This is a genomic window from Treponema primitia ZAS-1, assembly GCF_000297095.1.
Taxonomy (GTDB): Bacteria; Spirochaetota; Spirochaetia; order Treponematales; family Breznakiellaceae; genus Termitinema; species Termitinema primitia_A.
In genome coordinates this window covers 1-21830 of the sequence record NZ_AEEA01000022.1, presented here as the reverse complement: position 1 = coordinate 21830, position 21830 = coordinate 1, and the positions used below count along the sequence as shown (strand labels likewise).

At 51.6% G+C, this 21830-nt stretch carries 19 protein-coding genes; 7 read left to right on the top strand and 12 right to left on the bottom strand.

The genetic code is table 11. The features are described 5' to 3' along the window. Positions 1-9 precede the first annotated feature (9 nt). Genes TPRIMZ1_RS0102920 through TPRIMZ1_RS0102910 form a run of 3 tightly spaced genes read right to left on the bottom strand, consistent with a single transcriptional unit; the run spans position 10 to position 3435 of the window. Positions 10-858, bottom strand: coding sequence for an ABC transporter permease (locus TPRIMZ1_RS0102920; RefSeq protein ID WP_010254484.1), 849 nt, complete (start codon positions 856-858; stop codon positions 10-12). Next, positions 851-1837 carry an ABC transporter permease gene (locus TPRIMZ1_RS0102915; RefSeq protein WP_010254482.1) on the bottom strand — a complete coding sequence of 329 codons (987 nt, stop codon included), beginning with the start codon at positions 1835-1837 and terminating at the stop codon, positions 851-853. Before TPRIMZ1_RS0102915 ends, TPRIMZ1_RS0102920 begins: the two co-directional genes overlap by 8 nt. Next, a complete protein-coding gene (locus TPRIMZ1_RS0102910; protein ID WP_010254481.1) occupies positions 1837-3435 on the bottom strand; it encodes an ABC transporter substrate-binding protein in 1599 nt (532 codons plus the stop codon). The genes TPRIMZ1_RS0102915 and TPRIMZ1_RS0102910 overlap by 1 nt, the downstream gene beginning before the upstream one ends. A 527-nt stretch (positions 3436-3962) precedes the next feature. On the opposite strand from TPRIMZ1_RS0102910, the gene TPRIMZ1_RS0102905 reads away from it, so the two are divergent. After that, the gene (locus tag TPRIMZ1_RS0102905) at positions 3963-4835 is read left to right on the top strand and encodes a class I SAM-dependent methyltransferase (RefSeq protein ID WP_010254480.1); all 873 of its coding nucleotides are present in this window, start codon (positions 3963-3965) and stop codon (positions 4833-4835) included. A gap of 18 nt (positions 4836-4853) precedes the next feature. Here the strand turns inward: TPRIMZ1_RS0102905 and TPRIMZ1_RS0102900 are convergent, their stop codons facing one another. The 6 genes from TPRIMZ1_RS0102900 to TPRIMZ1_RS0102875 form a co-directional block, all read right to left on the bottom strand. After that, the gene (locus tag TPRIMZ1_RS0102900) at positions 4854-6452 is read right to left on the bottom strand and encodes a hypothetical protein (protein WP_010254478.1); all 1599 of its coding nucleotides are present in this window, start codon (positions 6450-6452) and stop codon (positions 4854-4856) included. Positions 6453-6510: 58 nt separating this feature from the next. Beyond that, positions 6511-7104: a class I SAM-dependent methyltransferase gene (locus TPRIMZ1_RS0102895; protein WP_010254476.1), complete on the bottom strand. Its 594-nt coding sequence runs from the start codon at positions 7102-7104 to the stop codon at positions 6511-6513. Continuing rightward, positions 7091-7930 carry a metal ABC transporter permease gene (locus tag TPRIMZ1_RS0102890; protein WP_010254474.1) on the bottom strand — a complete coding sequence of 280 codons (840 nt, stop codon included), beginning with the start codon at positions 7928-7930 and terminating at the stop codon, positions 7091-7093. The genes TPRIMZ1_RS0102895 and TPRIMZ1_RS0102890 overlap by 14 nt, the downstream gene beginning before the upstream one ends. Further along, positions 7923-8660 (bottom strand): metal ABC transporter ATP-binding protein, encoded by a 738-nt coding sequence (locus TPRIMZ1_RS0102885; RefSeq protein WP_010254471.1) that lies wholly within the window; start codon positions 8658-8660, stop codon positions 7923-7925. The genes TPRIMZ1_RS0102890 and TPRIMZ1_RS0102885 overlap by 8 nt, the downstream gene beginning before the upstream one ends. Further along, complete coding sequence (locus TPRIMZ1_RS0102880) at positions 8661-9485, bottom strand: metal ABC transporter solute-binding protein, Zn/Mn family (protein ID WP_010254470.1); 825 nt, start codon at positions 9483-9485, stop codon at positions 8661-8663. It lies immediately after the preceding gene. A 212-nt stretch (positions 9486-9697) separates the two neighbouring features. Next, a complete protein-coding gene (locus TPRIMZ1_RS0102875; RefSeq protein WP_157784170.1) occupies positions 9698-10411 on the bottom strand; it encodes a hypothetical protein in 714 nt (237 codons plus the stop codon). Positions 10412-11042: 631 nt separating this feature from the next. On the opposite strand from TPRIMZ1_RS0102875, the gene TPRIMZ1_RS0102865 reads away from it, so the two are divergent. From TPRIMZ1_RS0102865 to TPRIMZ1_RS18320, 5 genes are read left to right on the top strand one after another with little or no spacing between them, the layout of a single operon-like run. Further along, entirely contained in the window at positions 11043-12158 is a 1116-nt protein-coding gene (locus TPRIMZ1_RS0102865; RefSeq protein ID WP_157784169.1) for a hypothetical protein, read from the top strand. Between the two features lie 22 nt (positions 12159-12180). After that, positions 12181-13014: a hypothetical protein gene (locus tag TPRIMZ1_RS0102860; protein ID WP_010254467.1), complete on the top strand. Its 834-nt coding sequence runs from the start codon at positions 12181-12183 to the stop codon at positions 13012-13014. Then, a complete protein-coding gene (locus tag TPRIMZ1_RS0102855; RefSeq protein WP_010254463.1) occupies positions 12992-14035 on the top strand; it encodes a formylglycine-generating enzyme family protein in 1044 nt (347 codons plus the stop codon). Before TPRIMZ1_RS0102860 ends, TPRIMZ1_RS0102855 begins: the two co-directional genes overlap by 23 nt. 14 nt (positions 14036-14049) lie before the next feature. Beyond that, entirely contained in the window at positions 14050-14679 is a 630-nt protein-coding gene (locus TPRIMZ1_RS0102850; protein ID WP_157784168.1) for a hypothetical protein, read from the top strand. A gap of 7 nt (positions 14680-14686) precedes the next feature. After that, entirely contained in the window at positions 14687-16738 is a 2052-nt protein-coding gene (locus tag TPRIMZ1_RS18320; RefSeq protein ID WP_198429888.1) for a TonB-dependent receptor, read from the top strand. Between the two features lie 150 nt (positions 16739-16888). Here TPRIMZ1_RS18320 and TPRIMZ1_RS0102840 read toward each other — a convergent pair whose 3' ends face one another. Both TPRIMZ1_RS0102840 and TPRIMZ1_RS0102835 read right to left on the bottom strand, forming a co-directional pair. Continuing rightward, complete coding sequence (locus TPRIMZ1_RS0102840; RefSeq protein ID WP_010254445.1) at positions 16889-19036, bottom strand: glutamine synthetase III; 2148 nt, start codon at positions 19034-19036, stop codon at positions 16889-16891. Positions 19037-19289: 253 nt separating this feature from the next. Beyond that, positions 19290-20492, bottom strand: coding sequence for a sensor histidine kinase (locus TPRIMZ1_RS0102835; protein ID WP_232616728.1), 1203 nt, complete (start codon positions 20490-20492; stop codon positions 19290-19292). 93 nt (positions 20493-20585) lie between these two features. Between TPRIMZ1_RS0102835 and TPRIMZ1_RS0102830 the strand changes: the two genes are divergently transcribed. Next, positions 20586-21206 (top strand): hypothetical protein, encoded by a 621-nt coding sequence (locus TPRIMZ1_RS0102830; protein ID WP_010254437.1) that lies wholly within the window; start codon positions 20586-20588, stop codon positions 21204-21206. An 87-nt stretch (positions 21207-21293) separates the two neighbouring features. Here TPRIMZ1_RS0102830 and TPRIMZ1_RS0102825 read toward each other — a convergent pair whose 3' ends face one another. Next, positions 21294-21557 (bottom strand): hypothetical protein, encoded by a 264-nt coding sequence (locus TPRIMZ1_RS0102825; protein ID WP_010254428.1) that lies wholly within the window; start codon positions 21555-21557, stop codon positions 21294-21296. Positions 21558-21830 lie beyond the last annotated feature (273 nt).

The window sequence follows — 21830 nt, the reverse complement described above, 5'->3', positions numbered from 1 at the left end:
GTTATTCCTTTACCCATTTGCAGTACCGGGATTAAAAAGTATCCTGAGGTTTTCGCCAAGCGCATCAAAGAGGAGTACTACCACCAGGAGGCAGAGGCCCGGGAAAAAGGCGAGGTGCCACATACCGGCGGTAAGATACTGCATGGACTCCGAGAGGATCACCCCGATAGCGGGCTGCTCCGGGGAGAGGCCGAAACCAAGGAAGGTGATCGACGCTTCATGAAGTATGGCGTGGGGAAAGAGGAGGATCAGGGCCACCATAAACTGGGGCAGGACATGGGGGAGTAAATGTTTTGTTCCTATCCAGACCGGCCCTTTGCCCATGGCTTTTGCTGCGGCGATATAGGGCTGACTTTTCAGGGCCAACACTTCCGCCCGGATAACCCTGGTCAGACTGGTCCAGTGGGTAGCCGCAACGCCAATGAGGACTCCGAAGAAACCTTTCCCCACCGCAATGGCGATTAATATAAGGAGGATCATGTGGGGTATGCTGAGAAAGAGATCAATGAACCATGTAACCGCCATATCGATACGGCGGCCCAACATTGCCGCCGCTACTCCGAGGGCCAGGGCCATCAGGGTACTGACCGCCGAGGCGCTCACCCCGACAATAATACTGGTGGAAAGCCCCTTTAGGGTCCGGGCAAACATATCCCGGCCCAGCCAGTCGGTGCCGAAGGGATGCCGCAGGCCGGGCATAAGGTTTTTTTCCTGAAAGTTCACATCGTAGGCTGCGGGAACCATGGAAAGGCCCGCTGCAAATACCACCGCCAGAAAAATGATACAAAACAGTAATACTACCATGGTACGGACACGGCGGGGAAACACGACCCTTTTTAATACAAGAACATCAGCCATTGCCGAGCCTCCTTATCTGGGGATTTAAAACCCGGTACAGTATGTCCGCGATACAGTTGCCGGAAAATACAAAGAGGGCTGAAAAGAGGGTGATCCCCAAAAGCAGGGGCATATCGCTCTGTATACCCGCCCTCACGGCGGTACGGCCAAGCCCCGGATAGGCAAAGACCTGTTCCGCCAGGACCGAACCGCCGAAGAGTTCCGCAAAGGAAGTAAACTGCAGGGTCAGCGCCGGAAGGGCGATGTTCCGCAGCCCGTGGCGGCGTATCACGGTCCATTTCTTTTCTCCCCGGGCTATGGCGTAGAGTACATAATCTGATTCCAGCACCTCCGCAAGTTTTTGCCGGGTATGCATGGCAATGGAAGAAACCCCGGTCAGGGAAAGGGTCAGCGCCGGCAATATGAGATGCCGGATACGTTCACCCAAGCTTACTTCGCTTTCCAGTTTGCCCATGGGGATGGACAGGCCCAGGGGTAGTATCCTGAGCTGTACTGCAAAGACGATCATTAAAAGCAGGGCCAGCCAAAAAGTCGGGGTACTGGACAGGGTGAGGCAATAGGCCTTAATCGCCTTATCCGGCCATTTGCCGTGGTAGGCCCCGGCAAGAACCCCCAGGATAAATCCCAGGAGCCCCGAGCAAATCCAGGAAGCGCCCATGAGGGCCAGTGACGCAATAGCCCGTTCCCCGATAACCGAAAGAACCGGCTGCCTGAATAGGATCGACGTACCGAAATCCCCCCGGGCTATGGCGGAAAACCATTTGAGGTACTGGATCACCGGAGCTTCCCCTACTCCCCAGCGTTCGGCGATCTTCGCCCGCTGTTCAGGCGAAATTGACGCATCCGCGCCGATATAAGCCTGCACCGGATCAATAGGTGAAAGTTTCATCAGGGTAAAGGCTGCAATACTCACGGCGATAAAAAGCACTAAGCCTTTCAGCGCATACAGGCCTATACGGCGGAGGACGCGTTTATTCATTATTTTAACTTCCACTCTTTGATGTTTGAGATCACCGGGAATCCGTGACCGTGGGGATGGATACGCTGGTTTCCCGTATCAAGTCCATCGCGGACGTAATAAAGGTGTTCGATATCCGCTATCCAGCACCAGGTAGCGTCCCCCTGGTTTGCATAGCCGGTGATACCGTCCCAAGCTGCTTTTTTCCAGTTACTGTTTGCTTCTTCGGTGCTTAACGCCGATAGCGCAGCCTCCATATACCGGTCTACCGTAGGATTTAAGATATTGGTAACATTATTGTATCCCGTGGTGGCATGTTTGCCGTAATAAAGGTTATAGGTTTCCAGGGGGCTATGGCTCCCCCATCCGAACACCACCGGGGTGGAATACATCTTCTGTCCGATGTCATCCCAGCTTCCCCCCTGGGGCAGTACTTCTATGCCAAGACCGCGGGCTTGTTGGGCAAAGGCCATGGCTACAGCCTGGCGTACCGAATCTCCCGCAGGGTATATCAGGGAAAAGGATGCACGGAGACCATCTTTTACCCGAATACCATCCCCGGCGATCCTCCAGCCCGCAGCGTCCAGGGCTGCTTTCTGTCCCGCAAGATCGCTATCGATAATTTTTGTATCCGGATTTGACCAGGGAAGACCATCACAAACAGAGTAGGCGATACTGCCATAGCCGTTCAGGGCATCACGTACAATCGCTGTCCGATCAATTCCATAAATCAAAGCCTTTCTGATGACAATATCACTGGTAACCGCATTGCCCACCGGAAACTTGTCGGCACTGAAGGTTCCCGGCTTGGTCGAGGGGAAACTCACCCCCCGGTTATCCACGCTCTGGGCCCGTAAAAGGGAATAGCCCGGAATATCCCGTACCAGCATGGGAACCGTCATGGCGATGTCCACCGCTCCGGATTGCACCGCGGCAAAGGCTCCGTCCGTATCAAGGAAGAGCAGGGTGAGCCGTTCAAACGCAGGTTTAGTCCCGTAGTATTCTTCGTTCCGTTCAGCGATTAGCTGCTGTCCCTTATCCCACTGTACGAACTTGTAGGGACCCGAACCTATGGGCCGTTGCCCGTAATTCGCCGAGTAGGCGTGTTCCGGTACAATACCTAAGAAAACCGTAAGATTGATAAAGGCGGACATTGGGGAATCCAGCACAAACTCAACCCGGGTAGGGCTCAGCGCCCGGGCGATCCGCATCCGGGTCAGGTCAATCTCGCTTCCTGTTTCCTTTGCGGTATTAAAGGTAAATGCCACATCTGCGGCGGTCACCGGCGTTCCATCGGTAAATTTGGCGTCCGGCCGTATATCAAAGGTCCAGACAAGCCCATCCGGACTCAAGGAATAGGCGGCAGCCAAATCATTGGTGAAATTCATATTCCGGTCAAATTCAAGGAGCGTACTCTGGAACAGGGGGGAACCATAGCGTCCCCATCCGGTACAGGGATCAAAGCCCTCATCCGGTTCCCCGCCTATGGCCAGGGTCAGGGAGCGGGTTGAAAGTTGGGCCGCCTTGGGATTCCCGGTCTCCCTGCCGGGACCGGCATAGCTGTTCAGGGCGACCAATGCGGTCAAAGCCGCAGCAAAAATAGTATGGATCTTTCTCATAGTAATATCTCCAAAAACAAAGAGCCTGTTCCATTGAACAGACTTCTGTCATTCAGCTGCACTTCATGCGCAACGGATCGAAATTAAAGTGGATTTACGCAAAATCTCTACGGATTTGCAAGAACCTTCAGGGTTGTACAAGACGGCGTTCATCGCCGTAACAGGATAAAAAGAATCTATTTCACAAGTGGAAAAAATTCAAGTAGGCGTACCCAGAAAAATAGCAAAAATCGATAAATATTTATTGACAAACAGAGAATCCTGGTTTATAAATAAAAATACATAGAATATAGTGGAACATGGATTCCGCTCCTAAAAGGCATGAAGCCCGATTCTTCTCTATCCACCCGTAGCGGGGGAGAAGTATCGGGTTTTTTATATGCTTTGATAAGGATTTAAAAATATGGTCAAGCCGTTGTCCCCGTACCCGCTATTCCGGGGATGGCAGTTTGGCTTGAGGCGTCCCGGCCGCAACCCTTTCCGTGGCGGGGGCGTCTCTTTTTCTAATAGAGTTTTCCGGAGGTACTATGGCTACTACTAATACAGATAATTTTGATTGGAACAAGATCTGGATAGATGCCCAATGGCGAAATATTGATTCAGGCCACGGTGGTGAATGTTGGCATTCCTGGGCCAATAAGGAAACGGCGAAGGAATATTTTTACCATTCACTGCAGAGTCCTACAGCAAAGGAACGTATCGCCGATATTTGTTCTCTAATACAGCCCGGTGGGCGGGTGCTGGACATAGGCGCCGGGCCGGGAAATATCGCTGTACCGGTGGCGAAGATCGCCGGCCATCTTACGGCGGTGGAACCCGCTCCGGGCATGGCCGAGGTGTTACAGGAACAGATAACCCTTGAAAATATGGATAATATCCTTTTTATCAACAAGAAGTGGGATGATGTTGACACAGAAGAACTGCTGCCTCCCTATGATCTTACCTTCGCGTCTTTTTCCATGGGGATGATCGATCTCAAAACAAGTATTGAAAAAATGATGGCGGTAACCCTGGGGACTATCGTTATCTTCTGGCATGCGGGAATCCAGAGCTGGGATCAGGAGTCCATGGACATCTGGCCTCTGCTGCATAACAAACCCTATTACCCGGTTCCGGAAAGCAATATTATTTTCAATCTCTTGTATTCCATGGGTATATACCCGGATGTTAAGGTCCTGCGGCATACCCGTAAAACCGTATATGACTCCTTTGAAAAGGCCCTTGAAACCTATGCTGGTCGCTATGACGCAAAGGACCCGGAACAACTCCGGGTTCTGGAAAATTACCTGCAGGGAAAACTCTACCATGTGGAAGGGAAACGGATGCTTGTTTCCACGGATGTAAGTATGCGCCTTTCCTGGCCCATGTGTCAGACGACGATAAGCAGGTCAGGGTTGTAGGCTTGGGATAACGGCGCCTTAACAACCAAGTACCGTAATGGCTTCGGTAGTAATCCACTTCAGCCGTTCCGGCCAGGCCGGTTTGTCGGGACGGCGGTCGAAGATAAGCAAATAACACTGCGCCGGAGAAGCTTCGGTTCTTTCGCTGTCCTGCGAAGGGCGGACGGGGAAAAAACTATCCCGGTAGCCTAGGGTTTGTTTGAGGCCCTCCGCCATTACGGTCTCGAAATTTTTTCCCTGGCGCAGTAATTTTACCTCGATAATATTCCAAGCGCCGTTATATTCCACCGCCAGATCCATCCTTCCCCGGCTGGCGGCGTATTCCCGCTCTATACGGCCATGTCCATTGGTAACCCGTTGCAGGAAGGCCATGAGCAGCAAATGAGGGAAGGCTTCGATATAGTCCGCCTGCTGTTCCCATACTTCGGAATTATTCTGCCAGAAGGCTTGGAATTCCCGGAGCAGGGCGTCCATGTCCAGGGTACCATCGCTTTTTTGCCACTTCCATTCCGGCGAAGGAATTGCCATTTGGGTACTGAATGTAATTTCCCGGGCAATTACCTCCCGGTAGATGGGGTTGGCCACGGCGGGGTTGCCCTTTTCAATGGTGACCAGCCCCAGATCCATACAGAGACGGAACGGCTCCCCCGCTGCAAGCCGGGTATCCGGTTCGCCGGTGATCAGGGATTCCATAACACTGCGGATCTGCGGATTCTCCAGGCGGTATGCCAGGGCATCCAGGTGGGTTTCCCGGGCCTGGATCATCTGTTCCCGGGCTTCCCGGATATGTTCGATGGTTACTGGTTCGGTACTTTCCCCATCCAGTATCCGCATGGTGGCACGTTTGAAAAGAGAATTGACTATCCAGGGCTGTCCACGGGACTGATCATAGACATAGTCCAGGGCTTCCGGGGTAATCTGCTGCCCCGTCTCTGCGGTTCGCTGCGAGAAGAGCCGGGATATATCGTCTTTTCGAAAATTAGACAGGGACCCGGAATCTTCTTTGATATTAAAGGGCGAGCCGGGGTTCACCGGGACACCTCCCTTGGAGGCGGTAATGTAGTCCTTCAAATCTCTCATCCCCACCAGGGCAATGGACACAGGGAATTTACCCACACCCCGGCCGGCAAAACCGTCCCGTAACTGGCGTAGAAAGCTGATCAGGGCATCCCCTTGCAGTACATCCACTTCGTCAAACAGGACGATAAGCGGCTTGGGGGCCATCAGTTTTGCCCAATTACTCAGTATGCTGTTTAGTTGGGATTGGGGGGTTTCATTTTCAATGGCAGGAACAGGCATATCGCTTTTTTCTGACCATCTTCTGACTGCATCGCATATAATCGGTATTGCCCGTTCAGCTTCCGGAACCCCCTGACAGGTTTCCACACTGACATAGCAGGAAATGGCCTCAGATCCGGAGTTTATCTCCCGCATCCAGCTTTGCAGGAAGGTGGTTTTCCCTGTCTGCCGGGGAGCGTGGAGTACCCAATAGAGTTTGTCCCCAATATACCGGTGCAGTTGGGTACCCACCAGCCGCTCCTCCGGGGGCAGCATGTAGTGATCCTCCGGATTACAGGGGCCGGTGGTATTGAAAAATCGGATTTTACGCTTTTCCATAGGGTATAGTATATGCAGATTTGGAAGAAAAAAAATAGGCGGGCATTACTTGACGATCCTAGACCTGCCACTTCCTGCGGGCGCCAAAAAGATACATCTCAGAATTGTCGATGATTATTTCTTCCCGCAAGCCGCAATTTTGGGCGCAGCTAATAAGTCCCTGCGCCGGGGGGAGATTGTCCGCCATAATATCACGATTATGGGCGTGAACATGGATGCCGTTTATTTTTTCTTTTGATGCTGAATGAAGTATGCTCAACAATCCGCCGGGTTTGAGCTTTTTGGCAAGCCGGGATATGGCCAGGGGCTTATCATCAAAGTGGGGGAATACGGAATAACAAATGATATGGTCAAAGGCGCCGTCATCAAAGGGATATTCCAGAACATCGCCGTGAATAAAATTAACCTCTGTGTGTGCAAATTTCTTATGCGCAAGTTCAATCATTTTTTCTGCTGAATCAATAGCGGTAATATTTCCGGTAAGCTTTAACAGGATTGGGATAAGGACGCCGGTGCCGGTCCCTACATCAAGTACTGCGTCACCATTTTTTATATACAAAAGTTTGATCAGCAATTCAATCTTATCCATGTCGTAGTGGCTCGTTGAGTCCCATTTTTCCGCTATGTCGTTAAAAAAATCAAGTTTTTCCATTTAACTTTCCTCTTTGGAGAAGATATGTTTTCCAGGATTCTGCGCCCTGGATTATAAACAGTGCCGCCGCCCCGATAATAATAATAGCGGAACTGACGGGTATATCAAAAACAAATGATACGGCAAAGCCTGAAAGATTCATACCGGTTCCAAAAAGAGCGCCGATGAAGATCAGGGCTTTGAAACTTTTCCCGATACGCCGGGCCGCCATGGCGGGAAGTATGGTTACTGCGTCCACCAGGAGCGCCCCGGTAACCCGCATGGCCACGGAGATACCTAAGCACACCGAAAGCATGATCCCGCCGTATACCAATTTCGCCGGAACGCCTACGGACCATGCCAGTTCCCGGTCGTAGAGGACTATATGTATTTCCTTATAAGCTGCACATAGAAAAATAAGTATGGCGGCGGCGGTAATAACCGTAACCCTGGTATCCGCATCGGTGAGGGTGAGGATGTTCCCCCAGAAAAGGTTGAAGGCTTCGATGGCGTGGACATTGCCCTTGTAGAAGATGATAAAGGCTACACCCATGCAGACCGTCATGATGAGTCCAAGGGAGCCCCCGGCGGAAACCCGGCCCCGCCAGCTGATGATGGCGATTGCGATACCCGCCAAAATACTGGTGAGCATTGCTGCCACGCTGACATTAAAGCCCAGGATCAGGGCGATTGCGCCCCCCAGTAATGCCGCGTGCATCACGGCAAAGCGGGCGGGGATAAGCTCCAGGTTGAGGATGAAAATACCCAACACAGGAAAGGCTATACCGGTAGCGCAAAGGGCGATGAGACCGCGGGAGAAGAAGGGCATAGCCAGGAGTTCACCCACCGGAGGCCTCCTTTACCGCGAAGGGCTTTACCGTACTGCTTCCGCCGAAGGGGAGTTTTTCTACCCGGCCTTCGGTGAAGCGGTACATATCCTTACATCCGGATATCGTTTCATCGTCATGGGAAATGATGAGGACCGTGATGTGTTTGTACTCCTGCCGTTCTTGGATAACCCGCAGTAAATCTATTCGCCCGCCGGCATCCAGATTGGAAGTCGGTTCGTCCAGCATGAGGAGTTCCGGCTCCATAGCCAGAGACCGGGCAATGGCTACCCGCTGGGTCTGGCCGCCGGAAAGTTCCTGGACCCGGCGCTTTGCCAGATCCGCCACCCCGGCGGCTTCCATGGCCGATTCCACCAGCGCTTTGTCCCGCCGGGACAAGGGCCGGCAGAATCCCGCCATACCGTAGCGCCCCATGGAAACCGCTTCCCGAACCGTGGTTGGCAGGCTGCCCCCAATGGTGTTCTGGGGAACATAACCCATACGCAGCAGGGTACGCCGAAATCCCAGCGACCCGGGTTTGCCGCCCATGACAGACATGGAACCCTCCCGCGGACGGAGTATCCCCAGACAGAGCTTGAGGAAAGTGGATTTACCCGCGCCATTAGGGCCACAAAACGCAGTAATACTGCCCTTCTCAATCCGGAGAGAAATATTTCTAAGTACCGTCACTTTTCCATATCCGGCGGTGATATTCCGGGCTTCAATAGCCGGTTCTGTGGGGTTGATCATTTACTTCACCGCTGTGCGGCCGGCAGCCGCTTTTATAAGAACATCCGCATTGTAGCGGAACACATCTTCTATGCTTAGGGTCCCGTCCTTACCGGGGAAGTTCAACAATTCTGCGTAGGGTGTTTTGGCTGCCTCCGCTATGGGCTGCCCCGAAGGTCCGTGGTAGTTGTCGATCACCAGGGCGGGTCGGGCCTGTACCATTTCCAGGATCACCGCTGGGGAAGGCTCCGCAGGGCCATATTCTCCGATGATCTCAAAGCCCAGCCATGCGGCAAAGGGGGTCTGCATACGCTGGACCACCGCCCGCTTGTTCGGGTATGCGGCGATGATTTTCTCCCGCAGATCTTCCGCAAAGGGCTCAAAGCTTTTCCACCATTCCTCAAGCGCATCTTCTGTGCCCAGTACCGTGGCTATTTTTTCAGCTTCCGCCCGGAATTCCGCCGGAGCGTTGGAGGTGGTCACCGTTATGGTCCGTATCCCCGCGCTGCCCGCCGTATCCGCCAGCTTTTTAGCGAACTGTTCCCACCCGGCGTAGATGATAATATCCGCCTTGCTTGCCGCCGCTAAGTCCGAAGGCTTGAGTTCGTACTCCGGAGGATGCCGCAGATCCAGAGGCGCCAGGATACGCACATTTTCAGCGCCCGCCGCCTTGGCTATGGCCGCTACCCAGGAAGTAGAGGCAAGGACTACCTTGCCGGTGGATGCAGTTTCGGCGGGGCTGTCTTTTTTACCCCCCGCAAAAAGGATGGAGGAAACTGTGAAGAAAACGATAGCGGCAAATAACGTCCTGGACGAAATGGCATGAGAAAAAGACACCCTTGACATAGGAATACCCTGACTTATAGTGAGGAAAATCGTTCCAACGGCTTCAGCCCGGAGGACACCGCTTCATGCGGCGTCTATTGCACTTTTCCGGAATGGCGCAACGCGCACCCGGAGCATGTTTTTATGATAACCCTGTATCGATAATTTTGCAAGCGACTGACAGGGAAGATACCGCCATCATCAGGAGTAGGATGACGGTATCATGTCTTTAACTAGCGGTAACGCTTGAAGGGAATTGCATCACTATGACCGCCGAAATTTTCGAAGGTAAGTGTTTTATTATCCTCGCTGATTGCAAAATTTCCGAGGGTCCAGCCGGGTCCGGATGGGGCTATTTGGCCGTTCTTGGTATCCTTGGTATACGAGAATTCCCATTCATTAGAAGAATTGTCAATGGAAAATGAACAAATGACTTTATTTTCCCCTTTGAAGGTAATAGTTAACCATGCGGTATCTCCCTGAGGGGTTCCCCCTCCCCATACAGTATTTACTAAGTCTTCCGGTAGGGTCCCTGGGGTAAAGGGTGTTGCATCCGGAACCTTGTCGGTAGCACGCAGCCGCTTGAATTCCCGGGGGGCGCCTCCATGGTTGCCATAGTGAACTATGGTAAGGGTTTTCCCGTCAATGCTAAATCCATCCGGCGCGGGATTCCATCCACTGGCAGCGATAGTGCCTGTGTTGGTGGTTTCATCATACGTATAATCCCATTCATTTTTGCTATTATCAATAGCAAACGCAGAGTATACTTTACCATCAGCTTTGAAAACTAAGGTAAGCCAATCATCTTCCCTCGGAGTTTCTCCGCCCCATACCGTGTTTAAAACAGGATATGGTGTATGGCTTGGATCATCCGAGCTGCAGCCCAGGAACAGCAGGGCCGTGATCATCGAAAGGGCAATTGCCCCTTTCCAAAACATTCTTTTCAATTGAATGCCTCCTATCAATTTAAAGAAACTCTATGAGCTTCTTTGGAATCCCTAAAATAAAAAAAAGCCCGATGCTCTCCCCCACGTAACAGGTACGGAGAGAAAAATCGGGCTTCATGCCTTTTCTAAACGGAATCCATGTTCCGCAGATTAAATATAGTTTCTATACTTACTATGGTGTAAACAAAAGAGCCAACGCTTCATGCACCGGAATTTGCACACATTCTTAGTCAGTATCCTTAATGAAGAAGATACCGCTAAGGTTTCTTTCTGTCAAGGACATGCGAAGGGATAGTATCCGCAGAACTGGCAGAAAAAACGGGCGGAACCCTGCAAAAAACTCCCTTGACAGGGAACTCAACCAATGATATAAATAAAAATATACCGAAATGTGTAACTATTTCGGTTCTGGGGCATGAAGCTTCGGGTTTTTGATTAGGTTACAAAGTACTGTAGGTAGATACAATATAAATTGCGGATATGAAGTCCGCTTATAGACGGCATGAAGCCCGATGCTTTTCTTTTACCCAGTTTGGGGGAGGGGTGTCGGGTTTTTTTATATACGCAGGTCATGGTGACTGACCTGCATAAACAATCCCGTCCGGACGGGTACAATACACAGAAGTTTCTTATGCGAAAACAGTTTTTTCTAAACAGAATGGCGCTGCCCGTTATTTTTTCCATGATGGTTCTTTCAGGGTGCCCGAATGAACCGGACGATAGTGATACCACTGCGCCAATACTGAGCGCCGGTACTGCTGCCGGGCTTGGATCCCTTAGCGGTAGTATTGCGAGGGTTTCCTTTACCGCTGATGAAGGAGGGGGCTATTACTATGCGGTTCTTGACGCCGGTGAATCTGCGCTTACGGCGTCTGCCGTAAAAGCTCAATCCGCCGGCATAGGGGGAACCGGGATCGCCGCTGCCGGGGAAAACACCGTTTCCATTGGGGGCTTAACGCAGGGTTTGTCCTATACCGTATATATTGTGGTCCAGGACACAGCGGGTAATCTTTCATCGCTACTGACTATTGCCGATATTAAGCCTACCGTTTCTTTTCTGCTGCCGGGGACGGAATGGTATTTCAAGAATGGGGTGCTCAAATTCGATGAGACAAAGGCGAGTATTAATGGTAGAAAATATGATTATTCCTATAACCCGGACACAAAAACAGGTTCTATCGCCGGTGATACATCAGGAAGGCAATATACCGGAATTGATGCTTCTATCAAGGCGGATGGCGTTATAGAGACCGGGGACATCATAAACGCCCTTGGTGATTTTGCCATTGATGGGGACACCTATTCCCTGAGCTTCAATAACTACCGGAATTCTTCCTTTGCCATTACCTTTTCTGAAACGAAGGACAGCGCCGCTGCGGATACTTTGATAGGAACTACTTGGTACTGGCCCAGCTTGATCCTGGAATTTGTAACCGAAAACCAGGCTATACTGTACAGCGTTACCGGGTATTATCCCTATCCGTATATTTACGGATATACCTATAACACTGCCTCAAAAACCGGTAGTATAAAAACCGCTGTCAGAGTCTTTTCCACAGCATTTTCCACCCTGGCGTTGGGTGATTTTTCCATCGAAGCAAATTTTCCCACCTGGCATGATAGCTTTACTAATCCCGGGCAAGGTCCCGTAGTACCGCTGAATCTTTATTTTGCTAATTACAAAAGTTATGGGCATGGCGCTGATTTCATAAAAATGCCCCAGGGCTTATTTCAGGACACCCCATGAGGACGGTTTACAGGAGGACTTTGTGATCAAGAAATACATTCGGATGGCTGCGACTTTTTCTGCTCTTGTCTTTTTTGTTTTTACCGGCTGCCCTACAGGGTCTGGTTCGGATCCGGAAATTCCGTCATCCCCCCGGTGTGAAATTGTTTGGGCTGGACCCCGCGGCCTGCTCTCCGGTGATGACGACTGGGTAACCATTGCCTTTAAGTCTGCCTATAATGAATCCGTATATGTTCGTGATGCGGATGGAAAACTCGTAAGTGATGGAGATGGTGGTTTTATCGAAGAACTTGTCTACCGTAAGGAACAGGCGGTTATTCAATTTGCCGCCGAGAGCAATCCTGGAAACACTGCCCACACGGAATATACCTATAATAAGGCTACCAGAGAAGGTTTCATACCAAAGCCACTCCGGGATTCCCCGCCCGTTGATTATGCGGCTCCCGGCACCTTTACCATCGCCCCGGATGAAAAGAGTATCCTCTTTGCGGATTTCCAGGGAAGCGGATCACCCCTTACTCTGTATAAACTGTACCCCGATGTAGGGAAAACCTTTGCGCTTGCAGCTCTGCCTACGGGCTTGGAAAATACTGTCTGGGTTGGTCCGGGTTTCCGGGCGGAAGATTGGGTAACCCTCAGCTTTAGGGAGATAAGCGGCGGAATGAATGCAGAGGTTAGCCATGTTGCGGACGGCAGTCAATGGTCCAGGGCGTACACCTACCATGGCGATACAAAAAAAGGTCAGGTTGATTATATTGCCGGATCTGGTTTCGAGATCAGTAATGATGACGCTAATTTACGGATTCTGAATTTTTACGGCCATGGAGTTCCGGTTGATCTTACAAGGGTACGCTAAATATTTTTACGGTGTAGGCCTGTTGCTTCTCCTGTTTATGGGTTGTCCAAACTCCTCCGAAGATGATTCGTGGGATGCCTATGATGCGGCGGTATACCGGGAAATTGTCACGGTTATTCCGGCGGGTACAAATGCAGTAATAAGCGGCAGCGGCGGCGATGGTGTTTTTGTTGCAGGCCGTACTATTACTCTGTCCCCCTACGGCATATCCCGGTATGAGGTTACCTGGGAACTCTGGGATGAGGTATACTCCTGGGCTGTGGCCCGGGGATACCGCATTTTTAACCGGGGTATTGAAGGCCACGGGACAAGCGGGACCGGGGACGGCGGCAAAGGCTGGACCGCTGCACAACGGAAAACCCGGCCTGTTACCAGCATTACCTGGCGTGACGCTATTGTATGGTGTAATGCCTACAGCGAGATGCACGGGCTTGAGCCGGTGTATTACGAAAATGATGATGGCCCGGTACTAAAAAGATCCCTCAGTGACATACCCCCAGCGGGGGGCCTGCCAAATACTGCGGCGGATCTGGTTGTGGTAAAACCCGGCGCAGGCGGGTTTAGGCTGCCCTCCGAAGCTGAATGGGAATATGCCGCACGGGGGGGCGGCCCTGCCGCCGATTGGAATTACCCCTACCCAGGGAGTAATGATATTGAAGACGTAGCCTGGTACCTTACCAATTCCTATGAACTCGGCAGCGGTAATGCTGCATACGGTGTGCACCGGGTGGGAAGCAAAAGCGGGGGATTCTATGACGGCGCTAATCTGCTGGGCCTCTATGACATGGCCGGTAATGTTTCCGAATACTGTTGGGATTGGTTCGATGATGCTATCACTGCAAGTACACCTGTTGACGGACCTGACATGGGGACCTTTGCCCACCGGGTAATGCGGGGCGGCGGCTGGAGCAGTTATGCCGTTGATTGTGACATAACAAAGGGCCGGAACTATACCCGGCCCTGGGTTGGGAGCGTATACGTTGGGTTCCGGGTTGCGAAAAATCTGCAGGAAGGAAAATGATGAGGATGGCCATAATGAAAAAACACGGGCGATTGATAGGGACCATGGTACTGTTGTTGTTCGTATTTATTATCTTTCCCGAATGTCAGCAGCAGACTGATCCCCGGGATATAGAACTGGTGGGAACCAAGTGGACCTGGAGCGGTACCCTGCTGGAATTTAAAAGCGGTGCACAGGCGGAGGTTCTTGACTCGACGTATTCCTATACCTACGACCACGCTGCCCGGCAAGGCGAGATGCAGACCCTGGGAACCTTTAGGGTGAGTGCAGATTTCCGGACCCTCACCTTTACAAGTTATAACAATGGCGGCGGCGAGGCGGTATTTGAGCGTCAGGAGGAGGAAGCGGATCCCGGGAACATTGTACCTATGGAAAGCCTTGTGGGTACCCGGTGGCGCTGGAATTCGGGGGGCTATGGTATGCGAACACTTTATTTTGAGAGCGCCGAAATCGTACAGTTTCAGGATCAGTATACGGATACTGAACCGTGGCTGCCCTACAATTATACCTACAGTAAAACAACTAAAAAGGGGCAGATCGAGATTTTTGGCAAATTTACGGTGAGCGCAGATAACCAGCGCATCAGTTTTGCACAGTGGAGAAGTTACCCCCACGGCGCTGAATACGACCGTATAGAGGATTAAGAATATAGTGAAAAAATCGCCATCCTTAATCGCAGCATTAGTTTTGTGCATGGGTCTCAATGTATTTCCTGTTTTGGCACAGTCAGAGACTGAGGCGGATGATGATTTTGATACTATTATGATCGATGATCAAGGGCTCACCATTACGGCGGATGCTCCGGCTGCGAGCGGACCAAGTGCACCGGTGCAAACCCCCTATGGTTCTCATAACGAAGTGAGTGCCGAACAGATACAAGACCAGGGTTCCCTGGATTTACTGGATACCCTACGTGATGTTCCCGGGGTAGTCAGCAGCAAGCAGGGTATTATTGGAACCACCACCGGAGCTAACATCTATATCCGGGGACGGGGTTATGACCACCCATCGCTTGGGATAACCACATCCTTTGACGGGGTACCCCGGCACGGCTTGATTTATGGCCAGTCAATGGCGGATGGTTTCCCGGTGTTTGCGGCGGACAGCATTGAGGTGTATAAGTCCCCCCAGCCTTCAAGCTTCGCCACCGGTTACGGTTTAGTGAACGTTACTCCCAAGTATATGGCGGAACAGGGCTGGGAAGCGCAGACCGGCTTTTCCTACGGCAGTTTTCAAACAATCGGTGAAAACGCCTCATTCGGTGTACGGAAAGGACGTTTTGATATTTTCGCTGCCCAAAGCTGGGTATCAACCAATGGGCATGTGGTCCATTCAAAGGCATATCAACAGAGTTACTACCTTAACGCCGGCCTTTGGATTAACGCTTATTGGAACCTCCGCCTCCTGGGTAATGGTGTCGATGCGGAAACACAAAAGCCGCCGCAGATAGGACAGAGTAAGGATGATATACTACCCTATTATACAACGGATACTATTTTTACCACCGCCACCCTAAACAATGAATATGATAAGGCAAATGGTTTTATCAAGCTGTATTACAACAACACGGATTTCAGGATCATGGACGAAGATAATCGCCCGCCAAGCGGCTGGTCTAAACAACTGCTCAATGGAGCAGGCGGCAGGGCAAAGGAAAGCTGGTATTTGTGGGATGGCGGCGAGATTGTAAGCGGTATAGATCTGGATTTTTCCAAGGTCAGCAATGAGGATCACAACCCACCGCCCCGGGCGGCAGACTATTACGAGTTTCCCGACATGCTGTTATTTACCCCATACGCAGCGGTAAGCCATTTTTTTGAATTGAAAAAATTCCGTATCATCCCATCTGCGGGGCTGCGGGGCTATATTCAGAGTGTTTGGGCTAATGCGATTGCGCCCCAGGCGGGACTTGAATTAGGATACGGAAACACAAACGTTAACTTTAACTATTCCTTTGGGGTACTTTATCCTTCGCCGGGGAATATCCAAAACATTGTTTTAAGCGGGAATTATGATGTTGACGATTTAAAACAATCAAAGCCCGAGACTGTGCACCATTATGAGGTATCACTCCGCCATGATTGGAGGGATATCAGGCTGATAAATACCGCGGCCGCCGCCTCCCTTGGCGGATCCTGGTTTTTTGATGACGGGCATGATCGCATAGTTCCTAATCCCACGGGCGCTCCGGGCAATGTAAGCGCTGCTTCTTACTTCCGTATACAGGGTTTCGAGTTTAACAGCAGTTTTTCTATTGAACAGAACTTTATGTTTTTGGAAAAGTTTACCCTGTTTGCCGGAGGCGCGTGGATATATAATATTGAAGCAAAGGGTGAGGACGGTACGATAGTTAACCGAATGCCCTATACCCCTGTATTTAGTATGTCCACCGGCTTTACATGGCGGTTTCTAAAACGCTTCCGGTTCAGCGGAGATTATCAATATATAAAGGATCTGTACGGTGCAGGCGGTTTGGGAAATTATGCCATATTTACCGATCTGTCGGATGCGTATAAATTGGATGACCAGCATTTAGTAAACCTGCGCCTTGCCTGTGAATTTGCCTATAAAAAGTGGCGGATCGAAAAGGCCGAAATTTTTGTGGCGGCAAATAATGTGCTTAATCATACATACCAATATTATGTTGGGTATGAGATGCCGGGGATTACCTATTCACTTGGGGTTGATTTTAAGTTCAAATAGCTTCAAGGCCGCATTGATCCCTCAGAAAAAAATACAATCCTGTCTTTTTCTTTGTGCTTTCTTTCAAACGATATTATTTGAGTTGCAGGCTTAATAAAGAAGCCCCTCCGTTTTTACGGAAGGGCTAACGTCTCTTTTTTATAATTTCTACTACAGCTTAAACAGCAATTCTTCAAAGCCCGGGAAGGGCCAGGTGTCTTTGGCTACCAGCCGCTCCAGGGCGTCTCCCTTGGAACGGAGGATCTCCATGGCGGGGCGGACTTTTTCAAAGTAGGCCTTGGCTTGGGCAAAGACTTCTTCGGCGCCCTGGGCTTCGGAGAGAACGGTCTCCAGTTTGGCGGTCTCGTCGTAGAGTTCCGCCGCAAGTTCGGCGATCTTCTTGGCGCGCTTTTCCTGGGAGGCGCTGGCGGCGCCGATAGCGGCCAGGGACGCTGCGTCCCGGGCGAGAGAGGCGGCAAAGGCGGTGACCGCGGGGAAGATGGACCGGCGGGCCATTTCGATCATGACCCCCGCTTCGATGTTGATCTGCTTGGAGTATTTCTCCAGGTAGATGTGGTAGCGGCTTTCCGACTCTTCCTTGGTAAAGACCTTGTGGGTTTCGAAGAGAGCAATAGTTTCACTGCGGGTGAGCACCGAAAGGGCGTCCACCGCGTTCTTCACATTGGGGAGGCCCCGGCGTTCTGCTTCGTGGACCCATTCTTCGGAGTACCCGTTGCCGTTAAAAACCACCCGGCGGTGCTTGGAGTAGGATTCTTTGATGATGCCCTGGATGGCTTCATTTTTATTGGGAGATTTTTCCAGTTTGTCGGCGAATTCCGAAAGTACCTGGGCCACCGCAACGTTGAGGTAGGTGTTGGGGGTGGCGATGGACTGGGAAGAACCGACCATGCGGAATTCGAACTTATTTCCCGTAAAGGCGAAGGGGCTGGTCCGGTTCCGGTCGGAGACGTCCTTGGGAAGGTTGGGAAGGCTGGTAACCCCTAACTGTATTTTCACGCCAGAGGCGGATTTGCCTGAGGTTTTGCCTTCGGCGATGTTGTCCAGGATTTCCGTTAAGGGGCCGCCGAAGAAGATGGACACGATGGCGGGGGGGGCCTCGTTGGCGCCCAGCCGATGGTCGTTCGCGGCGGTGGCCACGGAGGAACGCAGCAATAGTGCGTAGCGGTCCACCGCTTCTACCACCGCAGCGGCGAAGAGGAGGAACCGGGCGTTGGATTCGGGGTTCTCGCCGGGTTCAAAGAGGTTGATCCCGTCATCGGTGGCCATGGACCAGTTGTTGTGCTTCCCCGAACCGTTTACCCCGGCGAAGGGTTTTTCGTGGAGCAGCCCCTCCATGCCGTGACGGCGGGCTACACTGCGGATGGTTTCCATCACCAGCTGGTTGCCGTCCACCGCAGCGGTGCTGTTGGAATATACCGGGGCGATTTCAAACTGATTCGGGGCAACTTCGTTATGCTGGGTTTTGGCGGGGATCCCCACCTTCCACAGCTCGTAGTTTAGTTCCCGCATAAAGTCGGCGACCTTTTCTTTGAGGGCGCCGAAGTAGTGGTCTTCCAGCTCCTGGCCTTTGGCGGGGAGTACCCCGAACACGGTCCTGCCGGTGAGCATGAGATCCGGTCTCCTATCGTAGAATTTCTTATCCACCAGGAAGTATTCCTGCTCCGGGCCGACGGTGGTGTATACCCGTTTGGATGTTTCATTCCCCAGGGCGCGGAGCACCCGGATGGCCTGTTTATTCAGGGTGTCGATGGATTTGAGGAGGGGGACTTTTTTGTCCAAGGCCTGGCCGTAGTAGCTGATAAAGGCCGTGGGGATACAGAGGGTGGTACCGGTCCGGTCCTGCTTTAAGAAGGCGGGGCTGGTTACGTCCCAGGCGGTATAGCCCCGGGCTTCAAAGGTGGCCCGGAGACCGCCCGAGGGGAAGCTCGACGCATCGGGTTCGCCCTTGATCAGTTCCTTGCCGGAAAATTCCATGATCACCCTGCCGTCTCCGGTGGGGGAAATAAAGGAATCGTGTTTTTCCGCCGTAAGCCCGGTTAAGGGGTGGAACCAGTGGGTATAGTGACTGGCGCCTTTGGAAATAGCCCAATCCCGCATGACCGCGGCGACAACTTCGGCGTCCTCCAGGGTCAGTTCCTTTTCCCCATTCTGGACTGCCAGAATTTCCTTGTAAATATTTTTAGGCAGCCTTTCCTTCATCAGGGCATTGGAAAAACTGTTGGAGCCGTATAAATCGGCCACCGGGGTTTTGGTAAAATCGATTCCTGAACTGCAGCAATCGTCTGAACATTCACTCATACAAATCCTCCATAATATAAATTCGTTGGTATTAGTATAATTAGCAAGAAACGTGCCAAGCGCTGACAAATCACATACTAATTAAGTGTATATGATATAAAGAATTAGCAGAAAATGACGAATTTATTTAAGAAGGTTTCAAATGGTAGAAACAGCAAATCTACAAAAAAGTAGTTTTCTGAATAAATCATACAATTGTGTAGGTTTTATTTCTCTATATTGAAAGACAAAACGTGATGGCTTAGTGGGTACTTCAGTTACTAACCGGAATCTCCATCTTTACCATGGTTCCCTCGCCCTTCTCGCTTTCAATCCCCAGCCGACCCCTCAGGATAGCCGCACGTTCATACATACCCCGAATTCCCCAATGAGCCGAAGCGGAACCAGCGGAAAACCCCCCGGCGCCCGGGCGGTAAACCGGTGGATCAAAGCCCTTCCCGTCATCAGAAATACTGATAAACACCCCCGCGCCGCCTTCTTCCGCCTTCTGCACGGGCATGGAACGTACAACTACTATCGCCTCCGAAGCTTCCGCGTGTTTTTCGATATTCGCCAAAGCCTCCTGCACAATCCTGAAACACTGTAACTGCATTTCTTCGGTCATCGGACCAAGATACAGGGTATCCTGAATATCGATACGGCAATCAATTCCCGTGCGCTTGCCGTAGTCATAACAGAGCCGCCGCAGCGCATCGGGCAAACCCTGAAAGATGAAGTCCGGCGGTACCAGGGTATCGCAGATAGACCGCACCTGTCTGATAAGCCCCTTCTGCATCGCGGCGACCTCCGCGCAAATAGCATTCCGCTCCCCGGCATCTGAAACCCGTGCTATCTTCCCCATCCGCAATGCCAGATAATGCAGATCCTGGGCCACCGTATCGTGGAGTTCCCGGGCAATCCGGGACCGCTCCTGTTCCAGGGCCAGCATCATTTCCCGGGAAAAAACCTCCCCCTGCTGTTCCCGTTTGCGGGCATGACCCAGGGCCTGGTACAGCAGCCATACCGCCAGGGTTGTTACCGCCATGAGAAAAGTAAAAATCAGGAATAGATGAAGATACGCCCCGTTAATGGAATCCGCCAGTTCACCGTCCAATTCCTGCCAACGGATCAAGGCCCGATGAATCTCCATAGCCAGGGCCAGGGCATCCGCCCGCCGTCCCGCTTCCAGCGCCGCCGTAAAGGAAGCGGTCAAATCCGCAACAGACTGGACCACGGTCCCCTGGGAAAAGGAAAATATTCGGTAGACCGGGGAAGCTAAAAAACCGTCCATGTAGGCGGTGAAATTATACATCGATTGGTGAAACTGCCCGCCGGTTTCCAAACCAAAAACCAATTCCTGCTCCACATCCAGCCACAGTTCCGCCGCCCTATGGGCCGTATACTTCTGTCCGCCGATTGCGTTCTCCGCTCCGGAGCTTTTCAAGGGAAACAGGAACCCATATAGGAGAATAAGCATACATACCCAAAGCCAATTTTTTGATCCCATAGGCCGATAAACCTCCCGGTCCGCCGATAGCCAATAATTACGGTATGGATTATAGTGTAAACCATGAGGGCAAATTCATCCACCATATATAGGGTAAAGCTTGTTCTATGCTGTCTCCTTGCGGCGGCGGCCAACTTTTTATTAACCCGCTTTAAGGGGGATGTACTCGCCCTGCCCCTGTATCTGGACACCCTGTTTACCTGTGCCGTCACCTTTGCTGCGGGCCTTTTACCCGGTATCTGTACCGCCGTACTCACCACCACCACGTTCCCCTACATTTTTTATGGGATCCACAAGGATACGCTGTTTGTCCTCTGTTCGGTCGCAGAAGTTCTGTTGGTATGGGGTTTCCGCCGCCGTCTTGCAGAAGAGAAGGGCACTCCGGTTCAGGTTTCTTTTGTTAACAAAGCTGCGGCCCTGTTCATTCTGGCAGTTTTCGCCTGTATCATTGAAAGCCTTCTGGGCGGCGTTATTGATTATTTTCTTTTTACTTTCTTGGGTGAAACAAAAATCCAATATTCCCCGGAGGACCGGTTCAAGCTGGGGCTTCTGCGGAGCAATATGCCCTTACTGTGGGCAAGTATCCTTTCCCGGCTCCCCATTAACATCGTGGATCGGTTTATCGTGATTTTTGGCGGGTATAGCGTGTCCTTGGGGATTAGGAAATTTCTCAAACCCTGCTAAGGTGACAACCACCAAGGACACGAAGGACACCAAGGGGAAGGAAGAGGCAAGGTGTTTCCCCCTTTTCCCATTCTTTATTCTTCAAGTTTATGATGTGGTGACAGTCACCGAATTCGTCACAATGATATGAGGAATGACTGGTGAGTTAGGCGACGCCAGGCACATTTTTCCGATTACATCGGTAATATACCGGACTGCCACATAGAAAGCATGGTCTGCGTATATATCCTTCCCGAATTTTTGGAAACCTTCATACAGATACACAATAAATTCGGCTATCACTTTTTCGTTCAGGGTTTTGTCTATTTTTTTCGCCACAATCGTATCTCCCTTCGTGGTCTTTCCCGCCATCTGTATTGACGCTCCTGTTCAGGAACAGGCTGCCCGAAGCTGCTCTTATCCGGTCAGCCTGTCTCCGATCACTGGTCCTTGTACTTAACCAGGAGTACATTAACGGTAGCAGAAGTCCCCGCGGCGCTTACGCCGGGATCGTAGGTAACGGTCCCGGTTCCATTCTGGCCTCCTGCGGCATACACATTCCCGCTCCCGTCTACCGCGACGGAGGAAAAAAGGGATGCGCTTGTCCCCCGCCGTTACCGTTTTTGCCCACAGGGCCGTTCCTGC